The organism is Bacillus sp. ChL18, assembly GCF_026241425.1.
Lineage (GTDB): Bacteria > Bacillota > Bacilli > Bacillales > Bacillaceae > Bacillus > Bacillus velezensis.
In genome coordinates this window covers 428912-443941 of the sequence record NZ_JAPHWE010000001.1, presented here as the reverse complement: position 1 = coordinate 443941, position 15030 = coordinate 428912, and the positions used below count along the sequence as shown (strand labels likewise).

At 46.4% G+C, this 15030-nt stretch carries 17 protein-coding genes and 1 pseudogene; 1 reads left to right on the top strand and 17 read right to left on the bottom strand.

Features of this window, described 5'->3' with window-relative positions:
- Positions 1-137 precede the first annotated feature (137 nt).
- The 15 genes and pseudogenes from recO to rpsU all read right to left on the bottom strand — a co-directional run bounded on the left by recO (position 138) and on the right by rpsU (position 11758).
- Complete coding sequence (recO, locus tag OQ477_RS02425; RefSeq protein ID WP_265971268.1) at positions 138-905, bottom strand: DNA repair protein RecO; 768 nt, start codon at positions 903-905, stop codon at positions 138-140.
- Positions 906-941: 36 nt separating this feature from the next.
- Positions 942-1085 (bottom strand): YqzL family protein, encoded by a 144-nt coding sequence (locus tag OQ477_RS02420; protein WP_007408286.1) that lies wholly within the window; start codon positions 1083-1085, stop codon positions 942-944.
- A gap of 155 nt (positions 1086-1240) precedes the next feature.
- Entirely contained in the window at positions 1241-2146 is a 906-nt protein-coding gene (era, locus tag OQ477_RS02415) for a GTPase Era (protein WP_007408285.1), read from the bottom strand.
- Positions 2127-2537 (bottom strand): cytidine deaminase, encoded by a 411-nt coding sequence (locus OQ477_RS02410; RefSeq protein ID WP_003152976.1) that lies wholly within the window; start codon positions 2535-2537, stop codon positions 2127-2129. Before OQ477_RS02410 ends, era begins: the two co-directional genes overlap by 20 nt.
- A gap of 123 nt (positions 2538-2660) precedes the next feature.
- A complete protein-coding gene (locus tag OQ477_RS02405) occupies positions 2661-3035 on the bottom strand; it encodes a diacylglycerol kinase family protein (protein WP_003152974.1) in 375 nt (124 codons plus the stop codon).
- Positions 3016-3489 (bottom strand): rRNA maturation RNase YbeY, encoded by a 474-nt coding sequence (gene ybeY, locus OQ477_RS02400; protein WP_003152973.1) that lies wholly within the window; start codon positions 3487-3489, stop codon positions 3016-3018. Before ybeY ends, OQ477_RS02405 begins: the two co-directional genes overlap by 20 nt.
- Positions 3490-5622: an HD family phosphohydrolase gene (locus OQ477_RS02395; protein WP_265971267.1), complete on the bottom strand. Its 2133-nt coding sequence runs from the start codon at positions 5620-5622 to the stop codon at positions 3490-3492.
- 80 nt (positions 5623-5702) lie between these two features.
- Complete coding sequence (locus tag OQ477_RS02390) at positions 5703-6662, bottom strand: PhoH family protein (protein ID WP_007408283.1); 960 nt, start codon at positions 6660-6662, stop codon at positions 5703-5705.
- Positions 6626-7850 (bottom strand): annotated as a pseudogene (yqfD, locus tag OQ477_RS02385) (sporulation protein YqfD). Before yqfD ends, OQ477_RS02390 begins: the two are co-directional and overlap by 37 nt.
- Positions 7851-7867: 17 nt before the next feature.
- Entirely contained in the window at positions 7868-8149 is a 282-nt protein-coding gene (gene yqfC / locus OQ477_RS02380; protein ID WP_003152966.1) for a sporulation protein YqfC, read from the bottom strand.
- A 56-nt stretch (positions 8150-8205) separates the two neighbouring features.
- Positions 8206-8640 (bottom strand): hypothetical protein, encoded by a 435-nt coding sequence (locus OQ477_RS02375; RefSeq protein ID WP_265971265.1) that lies wholly within the window; start codon positions 8638-8640, stop codon positions 8206-8208.
- 27 nt (positions 8641-8667) lie between these two features.
- Entirely contained in the window at positions 8668-9660 is a 993-nt protein-coding gene (gene floA / locus OQ477_RS02370) for a flotillin-like protein FloA (protein ID WP_174738115.1), read from the bottom strand.
- A 24-nt stretch (positions 9661-9684) separates the two neighbouring features.
- Positions 9685-11001, bottom strand: a complete 1317-nt coding sequence (locus OQ477_RS02365) for an NfeD family protein (protein WP_265971264.1) — start codon at positions 10999-11001, stop codon at positions 9685-9687.
- 122 nt (positions 11002-11123) lie between these two features.
- Positions 11124-11570, bottom strand: coding sequence for a GatB/YqeY domain-containing protein (locus OQ477_RS02360; RefSeq protein ID WP_007408278.1), 447 nt, complete (start codon positions 11568-11570; stop codon positions 11124-11126).
- A 14-nt stretch (positions 11571-11584) separates the two neighbouring features.
- Entirely contained in the window at positions 11585-11758 is a 174-nt protein-coding gene (gene rpsU / locus OQ477_RS02355; RefSeq protein WP_003152957.1) for a 30S ribosomal protein S21, read from the bottom strand.
- A 171-nt stretch (positions 11759-11929) separates the two neighbouring features.
- Here rpsU and OQ477_RS02350 point away from each other — a divergent pair, with 171 nt between their 5' ends.
- Positions 11930-12856 carry a Na/Pi symporter gene (locus OQ477_RS02350; RefSeq protein WP_265971263.1) on the top strand — a complete coding sequence of 309 codons (927 nt, stop codon included), beginning with the start codon at positions 11930-11932 and terminating at the stop codon, positions 12854-12856.
- Positions 12857-12895: 39 nt separating this feature from the next.
- On the opposite strand, the gene mtaB is transcribed toward OQ477_RS02350, so the two are convergent.
- Both mtaB and OQ477_RS02340 read right to left on the bottom strand, forming a co-directional pair.
- A complete protein-coding gene (mtaB, locus tag OQ477_RS02345; protein ID WP_265971262.1) occupies positions 12896-14251 on the bottom strand; it encodes a tRNA (N(6)-L-threonylcarbamoyladenosine(37)-C(2))-methylthiotransferase MtaB in 1356 nt (451 codons plus the stop codon).
- Positions 14251-15021 carry a 16S rRNA (uracil(1498)-N(3))-methyltransferase gene (locus tag OQ477_RS02340; RefSeq protein ID WP_265971261.1) on the bottom strand — a complete coding sequence of 257 codons (771 nt, stop codon included), beginning with the start codon at positions 15019-15021 and terminating at the stop codon, positions 14251-14253. Before OQ477_RS02340 ends, mtaB begins: the two co-directional genes overlap by 1 nt.
- Positions 15022-15030: the final 9 nt, after the last annotated feature.

Sequence of the window (15030 nt, the reverse complement as noted above, 5' to 3'; positions counted from 1 at the left end):
GAGAATGCCTTTCGTTGCGCGCTCATCCTTAGCTTACACTGCCCTAAGGTCGCTTGTATGAGTTGGACGCAAGTACTTCTTTCTGTCACTGCAACATATTTTATAATAAATGATCATATAAAAAGATGGGCAGAATGTCAACTTTTGTTTTCATCCAAAAGGTTCTTCATGCTTTCCATCTGATCTAAAAACCGTTTTGACTTTAAATAAAGTCCTGAATATTCCTCGTAATACAGATCAATGACCCGTTTAATTTCGTTTTTGGTTTCCTGTTTTAACGAGACGCTGCCGAGCCTTCCGATATCAAAGTAATAAAAAAGCCTTAGCAGCCTTGCCGTTTGCGGCGACATCGGAACTCTGTACGGATCCTTTTCAAAGCAACGGTGGCAGATAAACCCGTTATCTCTTATCGAAAAATGAAACGTCCCTTCCCCGCTTTTGCAGTGGACACAATGATTCAGCTCCGGATACAGCCCCATGACGCCGAGCATTTTCATCTGCACGATGGAGGTGATCACGTCCGGGTCAGTCCCGTCATTCAGCCTCTTAAAGGATTCGAGAATCAATTCGAATAAATAGGGGTTCGGTTTCTTCTCTTCCGTTCCTTTGTCAGTGAGTTCAGCGATAAAAGCGGCATACGCCGTCAAAAATAAATCTTCTCTGATCGTTCTCATGCTGAGAATCATTTCACCCTGCTGGAGCGTGCCGAGTCCGGATGTTCTTTGCATTAAAAATGACCCGTACAAAAACGGCTGGCTGACTGCTGACAGCCGGCTGGCTGACTTCCTGGCGCCCCTTGCCATGACGCCGATTTTGCCGTGTTCCCTCGTCAGCAATGTCACGATTTTATTCGTCTCCCCGTAGTCATTCGTACGGAGCACGATTCCTTCACATTTAGTCAGCATTTCCGCACCTTCCAACAACGGGAGGGGCCAAGAGGTTTACAAAATTGGAAAATCAATTCGGGCTAGCTCATCTTCCGGTTCTTCGGGTCTTTCCAGGTTCTCTTTTTCCAGTTCTTTAAAAAGAAGGTACGTATCAACACTTCCTGTTTGAGAAAATACGTTCCAGGTAAAATTCAACACAAAAAACCCACCTTTCATCATTAAACTAGCTTTGCAATCCAAATTCTTACCCTTATCTTGACCTGATGTCCTCCTTTTCATGTTAAACAAATTTTGCTAACGAATCCCTGCTTCTGTGAGGTAATCTCACACCTCAGGCATGCGCCTTAGATGAATTAATATTCATCCTCTTTAAAGCCGAAATCACGCAGCTGAGACATTTTATTCCGCCAGTCCTTCTGCACCTTCACCCATAATTCCAGGTAAACGCGTGAGCCCAAAAGAGCTTCGATATCAGCCCGCGCTCTTTTGCCGACTTCTTTCAGAAGCGCTCCTTTTTTGCCGATGACGATGCCTTTTTGAGAATCCCGCTCGACCACAATGGTGGCGGCGACATGGACGGAGCCGTTTTCCTGCCCTTTAATGGACTCGATGGCGACAGCGATGCTGTGCGGCACTTCTTCCCTTGTCAGATGGAGCACCTTTTCCCTGATCAGTTCAGAAATAATGAACCGCTCGGGATGGTCAGTCACCTGATCGCTCGGATAGAACTGAGGCCCTTCCGGTAAATACGCTTCAATCTGCGCGAGAAGGGTTTCGACGTTGTTCCCTTCCAAAGCTGAGATCGGCACGATTTCCTTAAACGGATAGCGCGTACGGTACTCATCAATTAAAAGAAGCAGCTGGTCAGGGTGGATCTTATCAATTTTGTTTACGATCAGAAAGACCGGCGTGGACGTCTGTCCGAGCTTTTCAATGATAAACTCGTCGCCTTTTCCGTACCCTTCTTCGGCGTTAATCATAAATAACACCAAGTCAACTTCTTTCAGCGTATTCTGCGCCACTTTCATCATAAAGTCGCCAAGCTTGTGCTTTGGTTTGTGAATGCCCGGTGTATCAATAAAAATGGTCTGCGACGTGCCGGTTGTCAGCACCCCTTGGACTTTATTTCTTGTCGTCTGGGGTTTGTCGCTCATGATGGCGATCTTTTGACCGATGACCCTGTTTAAAAAGGTAGACTTTCCTACGTTCGGTCTTCCGATGATAGATACAAATCCTGATTTAAAGCTTTCGTTCGTCATGTAAATCCTCCGATGAAAATGCGCCCGGCAATAATTCTTCCGCAGTCATTTCTTTTATTTGTCCTTGTAAGTTGGTCAGAATAACAAGCATATCCTTTGAGCACAGCTCGGAAATTACTTGCCTGCAGGCTCCGCACGGCGAAACCGGTCCCGGAGTATCCGCAGCCACGGCGAGCATCGCAAATTCCGTATCCCCCTCGGAAACAGCTTTGAATATCGCCGTGCGTTCAGCACAGTTGCACATGCTGTATGCCGCATTTTCAATGTTGCAGCCTCTGTACACTTTTCCGTCTTTGGTAAGAAGAGCGGCTCCCACTCTGAAATTTGAATACGGCACATACGCTGTGTCCCGCGCTTTTAATGCTTCTGCAATCAATTCTTGTCTGTTCATGTGTACTTAATTCCTCTCTTACCTTTATCCTGTATGATACCGCTGTCACTTTTATTTTACATAATTATGATTGGTTTTTCACGCCCATTTTTGGCAATGTAAAATAATTGTAAGAATCTTCTGCTAACATATCTTCGGCAAGAAGATGAGTAAACCAATGATACACGATATCACGGCAAAGACGCAAACGGCTCCGGCGGCCGCGTCCTTTGCCGCTTTTGCGAGCGGGTGATACTGATCGGTAACTAAATCCACAACATGCTCTATTGCCGTATTTAAAAGCTCCAAAGCAAGCATCCCTCCGATCAGCACCAAAACAACGGCCCATTCGGCTGTGCTCAGCCCGGTGAGAAAACCGCAAACGATAACGGCGCAGGCCGCGGTAATATGAAATTGAAAATTCCGCTCTGACCGCGCCGTTTTCCAGATTCCCCTCCATGCATGGACAAAGCTCTTCAGGAACCTGCTCCACTCGTTTTTATGATCTCGTGAGTCCATACTCATCCAGCAAATCCTTTTGCTTTGAAAACATTTCTTCCTCTTCTTCTTTTGTCATGTGATCATAGCCAAGCAAATGCAAAAAGCCGTGCACGGCCAGAAAACCGAGCTCTCTCATAAATGAATGGCCGTACTCTTCCGCCTGCTCTTTCGTTCTGTCTGCGCTGATGATAATATCTCCTAAAACAGGCGGCATGTCGGCGCCTACGATTTCAACCTCATCTTCGCCTTCTTCTTCAAGCGCAAACGAAATGACGTCAGTCGGAGTGTCTTTTCCCCGGTAGTCTCTGTTGATTTCTCTGATTTCCTCATTTGTCACAATCGTGACCGATACTTCAGCCTGGTCCTGAACGCCTTCTTTTTCCGCCGCGAATTGGAGCAGCTTCTCCACTTCTTGGAGCGCATCAGCTGAGACGCTGTTCGTTTCATCAACAATATCTATGAGTAAACCCATTTATTTCACCTTCTTCGTAGCCTCCGGATATTCAATCCGGGAGTGGAAAATTCCTTTTAAAGTCGCACATAGTGTTTTTGCGATCGTATCCAGTTCTCGGAACGTGAGATCACATTCTGAGAATTGTCCGTCCTGAAGCTTATCGGATATAATTCCCCGCACCAGTTTTTCGATCCGCTCGGGATTGGGATTATGCATGGAACGGACGGCGGCTTCAACGCTGTCGGCCACTGAAATAATAGCCGCTTCTTTCGATTGCGGCTTCGGCCCCGGGTAGCGGAACTCTTTCTCTGTAATCTGGTCGCCCTTTTCTTTCGCTTTATAATAAAAGAATTTTAAAAGGGACGTTCCGTGATGCTGCTCCGCGATATCCACAAGCTCTTTCGGAAACTTATAGCTTCTGAGCATATTCGCACCGTCTGTCGTATGTGCGATAATGATATTTTTGCTGAGCTGCGGAGACAGCTTGTCATGCGGATTATCCATATTCATCTGATTTTCAATAAAATATTGCGGACGTTTCGTTTTGCCGAGATCGTGATAATACGCTCCGACCCGTGCTAAAAGACCGTTTGCCCCTACGGCTTCACAAGCCGCTTCCGACAGATTTGCCACCATGACGCTGTGATGATATGTACCGGGTGTTTCCGTTAAAATCTTTCGAAGCAGGGGATGATTCGGATTAGACAGTTCAATCAGCCTCATTGTTGAGAGAATGCCGAATCCCGTCTCAAAAAACGGCATCAGACCGATAATCAAAACGGATGAAGCAAGTCCCGAGACGACCCCCATCAGCATCAGCGTTCCGATTTCAACCGGTGACAGCGCCGTATTTTGTATTAATAAAAGCGACAGCACGATAATCATATTAATGAATGAGACGAACAGTCCCGTCTGCAATATTTTTGATCTCGCATTATGTTTTCCCAAAAACAGAATGCCTGAAATGCTGCTGATTAAATAGTAAATGCCGATGACGTAATTAAATGTTCCCGTCACACCCTGATTAAACATCATACTGCCGCAGATCGCCAGAATGATGCTTCCTAAAATGGCGAGCCTTTCATTGAGCAGCAGCCTGATTAAAATCGCGCCGGCGGCGATCGGCACAAGATAGCCGATATTGGTGTATTCAATCTTCTGAAAGAGACTGACGACTTCCATAATGACGAGAATAAGCGTTGTAATGATAGAAAACAACAAAAGAGATTTATTTTTCAGCTTAAGCTCCTGCTGCTGTTTCTCAAAATAGTAGACAAGCGTGGCGATAAACAGCCCGATCATCAGAAGCAGACCGCTGATCGGTTTTAACAGGTTGGAATTATTCAAAAGACCCGTCAGTTCAAGCTTCCTGTATACTTCCCGGTCGATCAGGTCATTCTCTTCCACGAGAATCTGTCCCTGTTTGATCTGTACCGGCTGGACGCTGTCTGACGCTTCCTGGCGTTTTTCATCGGTCGCTTTCGGATCAAATACGTAATTCGGGATGACCGCGTATTTTCCGATTTCAGTCGCAGCCGCTAAATATTTTGACGGCACAGAAGCGCTTTTCAGCTCTTTTGCGACCTTATCCTTCGCTTCAGCAAGCTTTTCAGAAGGAATTTCACTGCTCATCACCGTATTCACCGCGGTAATAACGGAATCCCTCACAAATGAGAAATCTTCATTGTTTGCATGGAGAAGCGATTTAATGGCATCTTCCGAGACGGATTCATTGACATCCTGTGTCAGCTTGTTTTTCACCGATTTTACCAGTGATTTTTCCGAAGGTGACTTTTTGTCTTTTTCCGCATCTTTTTTCACTTCGCCGATGCTGTCAAAAATGGAAGTGATCAGGTCAAGCCGGTTGTCGGTATAGCCTTTTTTCAGAGTGTATTGATCTTCCACCGCATCTTCGGCCGCCTGCTTTTTCGATTCCGTCGCCTGCTGATCTTCCACTGTGGCGGGCGCGTAAATCGTCTTATCACTGACTGCAAACAAATCCAAATTAAGTGATTCAGGTTTTACATGAATAAAGAGCAAACCAAACATGATCGCTGAAAGCAGCAGGTACAGCAGCACATGGGCTGAGCGGGCATGTCTGAAACTGCGGAACCGTTCCCGGGCGCTTTTGCCCTTTCCCTTCTTTTTCAAAACAAGAACCTCCTCCCTGAAACATCAGGAACACATCATATAAAAATGACCCGATAACGGGAGATCGGGTCATTTTTGCATTACTTTTGCTTATCATAAGCTTCAATAATTTTTGCAACAAGCGGATGCCTGACCACATCTGTCTGGTCAAGTTCAATCACGGAGATGCCGTTTACGTCCTTCAGCATATCCTTCGCCACTGCAAGTCCCGATGTGACGCCTTTCGGCAGGTCAATTTGGCTTACGTCGCCCGTAATGATCATTTTAGAGCCAAAACCCAATCTCGTCAAAAACATTTTCATTTGAGCGGGAGTGGTATTCTGGGCTTCATCAAGAATCACATACGCGTCGTCAAGCGTCCGCCCTCTCATATAGGCAAGCGGGGCGATTTCGATAACCCCTCTTTCCATAAGACGCTCCGTATGGTCGCTTCCGAGCACATCATGGAGCGCGTCATACAGCGGGCGCAGATAAGGATCTACTTTTTCCTTTAAATCTCCGGGCAGAAAACCGAGGCTCTCGCCGGCTTCCACAGCGGGTCTTGTTAAAATGATTTTTTTAATGTGGCCGTTTTTTAAAGCGTGCACCGCTTTTACGACCGCCAAATAAGTTTTGCCGGTTCCCGCCGGCCCGATGCCGAACACCATGTCGTTTTTCTTCATCGCCGCCACATATTCTCTTTGGCCGATGGTTTTGACACGGATCGGTTTGCCTTTTGCCGTTTTCGTTATTTCCTCTTCATACATGCTTTCAAAATAGTCCAGTTCATCTTTTTTTGCCATTTTCACGGCATACAGCACATCACGTTCCGAAATCTCGATCCCCTTGCGAATTAAAGTAAGGAGCGAGCCCAATAATCTGTCAGCGATCTCAAATGTTTCATCATTACCGGAAACGTAAATGGTTTCACCGCGTGTGATGAGGCTAATGCCCAGATCCTTCTCCATTAAATGTAAAAAGGCATCTTGGCTGCCGAACAAAGAAAGTGCTTCGTCCGGGCTTTTCAGTTTGTGATTAATCGCAAGTAAATGTTCTGCCATTCTTTAGTCTCCCTGAACAATAGGTGTGGTTTGAACGATATCTTCTATAACTTGGTAGAGAATAATCAACTTTACTTTACCATTCTCAACGGATTGGTGCAAAACTTTTTCACTTTCCACCTCTCCGCTGCCGTTTAATCGCTTTTCTACATCTTGTCTTCCCATTTTGATACCGGCCTGAACCGCTTCGCCTTTCGTATAAGTCCGCACGGATGTTTCACTTTCTCTTGTCTGTTCTTGAACGTAAGAAACCGGAAGCTTCATCCCCAGAAATTGAAACGGATGCTTTTGTTCCTCTGTTTTCGGATGTTTCAGCGGCTTCTCATTAAATTCAAAGCCCCAAAAAGGCACGCCCCATGATCCGAAAGACAGCTTGTGCTTCGTCCTTACTTTACCCGTATATAGCGTAAATGATGTTTCAAGAGGCACGGTTACTTCTGACTTGTACCATGTTTCTCCGTAAATTTCCGCTTTTGAGGCGACTTTCCGGTCTTCATTTCCGATCAGTCCTGAGACGAGGAGCTGTCCTTTGTCAACATGATCGTTCACAAAAGCCATCGGCTGCCCCTTTTGCACGAACATCCTTTTGATGACCGCCTTCTTTTTGGCAACGATATGGCGGGGGCTCACGTACTTTTCTTTTGTCGGTTCGTTTTTTTCGACCACTTTCATATGAAGGGCTGTCCCGTTCAATTCCACACCGACCCACGTAATATTATCGACACCGTTTGTTAATGACTTTTGAATTTTCTCCGGCGTCATCATTAAAAATTGCAAACGGCCTTTTTTCACACCGATTTCTTCAAGGTGCTTTACCATCTGATGCTCGGTCTCTGGCTTGGCCCCTTTAATATCAATTTCCCAAATCATGTTGGACAAAAGAAACAATATAACAAAAAATATCACAAACCCCGCAGTGAAGCCCAGGTTTAATTTTGATTTGAGAAGCAGAAAGGGAAGACCCTTTCTTTTTGTAAAGCTTGCTTTGCATTCATGTTTTCTGATGACTCTTCTGAAAGCATGTACATCTTGAAGCTGAATCATCAGCAGAACACAGTCTTGCTTTTTTTTCGCCGCAAAGATGGCGATTCCGTTTCTCGTGCATTCATTCAGCAGCCGTTCAATCCCTTTTCCTTTGACTTCCATTTGGACTTTACCCGAAAAAAATGACAGCCATTTGTTTTTCACATTATTTCCCCCCGGCTTTATGAATCGACATATCGTACGTGATCTATCGTGCCTTCCAAAAGGATTTCCTCAGGAAGGATTGCCTTAATGACCAAGTTTTTTCCTGATATGATACACTGCCCCTGCTTGAGCATCAGCCTGACTTCTTCTTCGCTGAACAGCAGGAGGCCTCTGTGATTCTCTATGTAGATATGAAGTCTGCCGACCATCGTAATACGAGGCAGATCCATCATAACGTCCGGGGGAATTTCCAATGCTCTTGTCAGCCATGCCTTTACACGATTCTTTCTTTGCCCCATAAAAAAAGAACCCCCTTTCATCTCATATGTATGATTTGAAAAGGGGTTCTAACACTTTATTTTTTACCGATGTTCCGCATGGTCCGGTGCGGTTTTTTTGCACGGGGCGGACCCAAAACCTCACTGAATATAATGCCTTGGACCGCAGTTTCTTTATTTATTTTGAGGGCTGATTTCTTCAGAGACGCGTTTCGTGCGCGTGGGGATGCCAGCTTATGTTCAAGCCCGTTAAACATCTGCTCCGTCTCCGCTAGGCGCTGTTCAGCTTCCCTTCTTTTTTGCTCAAAAGGGTTCTCTTCTGAAACGGCAGGCAATTCTTCCGCTTCCGGCTTATGCTCTTTCTGCGGCTGTTTTTGATCCTGCTTTTTTGCCTGATTTCCGGGACGTGTACCCGGCGGCCGTTTTTCATCTTTGTTTTTCTTGCCGAATATTGCCGATATAATGCCGATGACGGCGGCAATGACGAGCGGATTTGTCAGAATCTCGTGCATATAGCGGCTCCCTCCTTAATAGAGAGGTTATTGTTGGTCTTCATCTTGCTGGTCATTCGTCAGCTTGCCGATAGAATCCCTCATGTCCGTATCCGCGTCGATATTTTTTATGTTCATATAGTCCATGACGCCGATGTTTCCTTCACGCAACGCTTCTGCCATAGCAAGCGGCACTTCGGCTTCTGCTTCCACGACTTTCGCACGCATTTCTTCTACGCGAGCGCGCATTTCCTGCTCTTGGGCGACCGCCATGGCGCGGCGCTCTTCGGCTTTGGCCTGCGCGATGTTTTTGTCTGCTTCTGCCTGATCCGTCTGAAGAATCGCTCCGATGTTTTTGCCGATATCAACGTCGGCGATGTCAATCGAAAGAATTTCAAATGCGGTGCCTGAATCCAGCCCTTTGCCAAGTACGGTCTGCGATATCATATCAGGGTTTTCAAGCACTTTTTTATGATTCTGTGATGAACCGATTGTCGAGACAATCCCTTCTCCGACACGGGCGACAATCGTCTCTTCTCCCGCTCCTCCGACAAGGCGCTCGATATTGGCCCTTACCGTGATTCTGGCTTTTGCTTTTACTTCAATTCCGTCCATGGCGACACCCGCGATAAACGGTGTTTCAATGACCTTCGGGTTGACGCTCATCTGTACGGCTTCCAATACGTCACGCCCGGCCAGGTCAATGGCTGCGCAGCGTTCAAATGTCAGCTCAATATTGGCGCGCTGTGCCGCAATCAGGGCATTGACCACCCTGTCGACATTACCTCCGGCCAGATAATGGCTTTCGAGCTGATTTGTTGTTGCGGCAAGGCCGGCTTTGTGCGCTTTAATTAACGGATTGACAACGCGGCTTGGTATGACGCGCCGCAGCCTCATCCCGACCAAAGTGAAAATGCTGATTCTGACTCCTGCCGCAAGCGCCGAAATCCATAGCATCACCGGTACAAAGGTGAAGAATATGGCTAACACAATAATGGCAGCAGCAACTAATGCTAAAATCGCCAAACTTGACAGTTCCATCTAATTCCTCCTCAAGGTTATCATCTATATTTCTCTCACGACAATGCGTGAGCCTTCCGCTTTCACTACTTTCACCTGTCTGTCTTTTTCAGTGAATGATCCTTCCGAGACGACATCCAGACGTTCATCATCAATAATGACGGTGCCTGACGGTCTGAGGGCTGTAGCGGTAATGCCGACTTTTCCCAACAGTTCCGTCCGGTTCTGATTTGAAACATAACCGCTCTCCGTGCTTGTTGAATCAGTTAATATTAATTTTTTAAAGAATTTCATTCGTTTCCCCAACACCCTTGTTAATATGATAAAGGCTGTAATAGACACAGCAATGGCGATCAAGAGAGAAACCGCCATTACGGTAAAGCTGCCCGCAGCGAGAAAGAGGCTCGCGATAACGCCTGCAATACCGATAAGACCGATTATGCCTCCGGGCAGGAATATCTCTAAAAGGATAAAAACGAAGCCCGCGCAAAATAAGAATACGCTGTCATAGCCGGCGAATCCGGCAGCGATATGCCCGGTGAAAAACAGCAGCATGGCCGTCAGTCCGACGGCACCCGGTATCCCGAGGCCCGGCGAGAACAATTCAATGGTCAAACCAAGCAAAGCAAGCGTTAATAAGACGGGGACAACAAACGGATTTGTCAGCCATCGGCCCAGTTTGCCGACGAAACCTTCTTCTGCATGGTGAACATCCGCTTTGTCAAAACCGAGCTTTGTATATAAAGCATCAAGGTCTGAAACCGTGCCCTCCGAATATCCGACTTCCTTAGCTTTTTCAGCTGTCAGTGTCAGCAGTTTTCCCTTTGGGGCGCCCGCTTCCTTTGCATTAATGGTGGGATCTGCCATGGCCAGGGCGTATTTCGGATTTCGGTTGTTTTTAACCGCTGCGTCCTCCATTTCTGCATGCCACAGTGATTGGGCCTTTTTGTCCGCCGCGTTTCCTTTTCCGTCGATGATGGCTGCGGCACCCATTTTTCCGCCCGGCGCCATATAGATTTCATCTGCCTGAAGCGCTATATACGCTCCCGCAGAAAGCGCCCGTTTATTAACGTAAGCGGTAACAGGCACATCCGCGCGGCCGATGATATCCGCAATATCCAAGGCTGATTGAACGGCGCCTCCCGGTGTATTGATGTCAAGAATAATGTGTGATGCGCCGGACTCCTTCGCTTCTTTGAAAGAACGCGATAAAAACGAGGCGAGCCTCTGTTCGACATTTTTCTCAACCGGGATGACATAAACCGATGGGTGATCAGCTTTCGCGTTCAATTGAACCCCTAATAAAGATAATACAAATAAGCCCAATAGAGCAACAGCAATTCCGGTTTTTTTTCGGAACAAGGCAAATATACCCTCCTTCCCGTTTCGTTCTTCTTTATATACGTAACAAATGTACTTTAGTTTCATTTTTTTATGTATAAAAAAAGACATCTCTCAAGGAAAGATGTCTTTTTTCTTGTCAATTAAGATAATTGACTGCTGACAAGTCTGTTAATTACGCTTCCGTCAGCTTTACCTTTTACTTTAGGCATAATAGCACTCATCACTTTGCCCATGTCCGCTTTGGAGCTCGCACCGACTTCAGCGATGGTTTCATTTACGATTGTCTGCAGCTCTTCTTCAGAGAGCTGCTTCGGTAAATAAACTTCTAAAATGTCCAGCTCTTTTTGAACTTTATCTACTAAATCTAAACGATTAGCGTTTGAAAATTCATGGAGGGAGTCTTTACGTTGCTTAAGTTCACGAGATAGGACAGTAAGTTCCTCATCCTCGGTCAAACTGTCTTTCTTAAGCTTAATTGCTTCGTTTTGAAGTGAAGCTTTCACCATTCGAACGACAGTCAGTTTGTCTTTCTCACGGCTTTTCATATACAGCTTCATATCTTGGTTAAGTCGCTCAAGAAGACTCATAAATCCACCCTCTTTTAGAATTTGCGTTTTCTAGCAGCTTCTGACTTTTTCTTGCGCTTTACGCTAGGTTTTTCATAAAATTCGCGCTTTCTTGCTTCTTGCAAAGTACCTGTCTTTGATACACTGCGTTTGAAGCGACGAAGAGCATCTTCAAGCGATTCGTTTTTTCTAACGACCGTTTTTGACATTCTCTTTCCCTCCCTCCGAATACACCAATCGACTACCTTTAAAAAGATACATATATAAACATGTACTTTGACATTATAATATAAGCCATCAGTCAGGTCAACTAAGCGAGCTCACTTTTCCGTCATGAATAAGGCTGCTTGTCTATATAATGATGGAAAGGGGTGTTTCGTTTGATTATACTGATTCTCTTTACCGCACTTATCCTGGTTTTTTTACTCGGAATGAGCCTGCTCAGGCAGGGGCTGATCGCATTAACGTATTCAAAAATTGAGAAAAGCCTGCTCTTATTTACCGACCACCCTTTGAAAGCTTTTCTCATAAGCATCGTGTTCACTGGTTTTCTTCAGAGCAGCTCAGCCTTCATGGTCATTGTCATCGGCTTTGTCAGTGCGGGCGCTTTATCTTTTAAACGGACCATTCCGATGATTCTCGGCACGAATGTCGGCTCAACGTTTACGACGGAGTTTTTAGCCATCAAGATGGATGTGCTCATTTGGGTGCTTTTTATCGGAGGCCTTGTGTTTATCCTCCTCCGTAAATATCCGTTCAGGCAGATCGGCATAAGCTTCCTCGGTCTCGGCATCATCTTTTTTTGCATCACATGCTTCAGCCGGCTCGCCGTTCCGCTGACAGAAATGAAGGCGGGGGCGGAGGTTTTGCGACATGTGAATGATTCGAGCTGGTCCGCTCTTTTTATCGGTATGATATTGACCGCAATCATTCATTCAAGCTCCGTCTGCATCGGCATTTTGATGAGTTTTATGAACGAAGGGGTGATCGGCATTGAACAAGCGGTCAGCGTCGTTCTGGGATCTAATATCGGGACATGCGTCACGGCCGTCATGGCTGCTGTTTCAGGCGGTTATGCCGCCAGACAGACCGCCGGTGCTCACGTTGTGTTTAATATTCTCGGCGTGCTGCTCGTATTTCCCTTCCTGTCCGCATCAGCAGGTTTTACGGAGCGCCTGTCTGATGATCCCGCGCAGATGATTGCGCATTTCAGCCTGTTATTTAACGTAGTCACCGCCCTATTGTTTCTGCCGTTCACACATTTGTTTTACCGGCTGATTGACAGGCTGATTCCTCCGAAACCTTAAAAAAACCGATGCGGGAAGGCACCGGTTTTTTTAAATATGTTATGAAGACATGCGCATGTTTCGGGTCATTTCATCCTCAACGACGCGGACGAATTGTCCTTCGTTATACGGATAACCCGCTTTTTGAATTTTGACTTTGACAAGTTTGCCGATTAGATCTTCCGTGCCTTTGAAGACGACTTTCATGTAATTGTCCGTATAGCCGACGAACATGCCGTCTTCATCAGACTCTTTAAACGCCTCTTCCGGAATGATTTCCAGAACCTCTCCTTCATAATCGGAGGCGTATTCTTTGGCAAGCTGGTCAGACAGCGCGATCAGCTTATGCACCCGTTCGTTTTTCACGTTCTCGTCAACCTGGTCTTCCATTCTGGCCGCAGGTGTTCCGGTGCGTTTGCTGTAAGGGAATACGTGAAGCTCTGAAAACTTATGTTCTTTAATGAACCGGTATGTTTCCACAAATTCTTCTTCCGTTTCACCCGGGAAACCGACGATGACATCAGATGTGACGGCCAGACCCGGCAGCGCTTCTTTCAGCTTATTTAAACGGTCCGCGAAAAATTCCATCGTATATTTGCGTCTCATCCGTTTCAGAACGGTGTTTGATCCTGACTGAATCGGGATATGAAGGTGGCGGACGATTTTATCAGACGCATCCAGCACTTCAATTACTTCATCAGTGATTTGGCTTGCTTCAATAGATGAAATTCTGATCCGCTTCAGTCCTTCTACACGTGTATCAAGCTCGCGGAGAAGCTTGGCGAAATTATAATCTTTCATATCTTCGCCGTAGCCGCCCGTATGAATCCCCGTCAGGACGATTTCTTTATAGCCGGCATCCACCAGCTGCTGCGCCTGTTTAATGACTTCTTCCGGATCGCGGGAACGAAGCAGGCCGCGCGCCCAAGGGATAATGCAGAACGTACAGAAGTTGTTGCAGCCCTCTTGGATTTTTAACGACGCTCTTGTGCGGTCAGTAAAAGCGGGAACATCCAGCTCTTCAAACACGCGTGCTTTCATAATATTGCCGACGCCGTTGATCGGCTGGCGCTCTTCCCTGTACTGCTCAATGTAACCAAGCATTTTTTCACGATCCTGCGTGCCGACGACGATGTCAACACCCGGGATGGCCATAATTTCTGCCGGAGAGGTTTGCGCATAGCACCCTGTTACGCAGATGACGCCGTCAGGATTTTGGCGGATCGCCCGTCTGATGACTTGACGGCTTTTTTTATCTCCCGTGTTTGTTACCGTACATGTATTAATGACATATACATCTGCTGTCTGTTCGAATTCTTTTCGTTCATAACCCGCATCTTTAAACAGCTGCCAGATTGCTTCTGTTTCATAATGGTTGACCTTGCAGCCAAGGGTATGAAAAGCAACAGTTGCCATTACTGATCACCTCTTAATAACTCTGTATGATAGGAAACTGCGCTTAACGCGTAAAGAGGCGCAGTTTCAGTCCGTAAAATTCTCGGTCCGAGGCCGCATAAGACGGCGCCTTTTTCTGAAAGCTGATGAACTTCAGACTCGGTCAGACCGCCTTCAGGGCCGAATACGATTAAAAGAGACGAACCTTGCGGAAGGCTTTTGAGCTCCGCGGCGAAAGCGCCCGTTTCTCCCTGCTTTGATGACTCCTCGTATGCAACGACACATTTATCGACATTCTCCGTCATTTCAAGCAGCTGCCGGAACGTATGAACGGTTTTCACTTCGGGAATTTCATTGCGGTACGATTGCTCCGCCGCTTCCTTCGCGATTTTCGCCCATCTCTCCCGTTTTTTCTTTGCCTTTTTGTCGTCTAACTTAACAACGGATCTGGCGCCTTGAAAAGGGATGAACATACTTGCCCCCAGCTCGGTCCCTTTTTGGATAATCCATTCAAGCTTATCACCTTTCGGAAGGCCGCTTGCGATCCTGATCTTCAAAGGCAGTTCACGGTTTTCACCCGTCCACTCAGCAATGCTGCATGATATATGATCTTTAGAAACCTCTTTAAGCAGGCATAACGCTTCATGGCCGTCTTTCGAACAGCAGATAATCCGGTCTCCCGCACTCATTCTCATGACGTTCGCTATATGGTGGACGTCTTCCCCCGTGATTTGAAAATCAGGAGTTTCGTCCATCTCCTGCTTCGTGAGCTCGATAAAATATCGTTGCATACGCTGTGA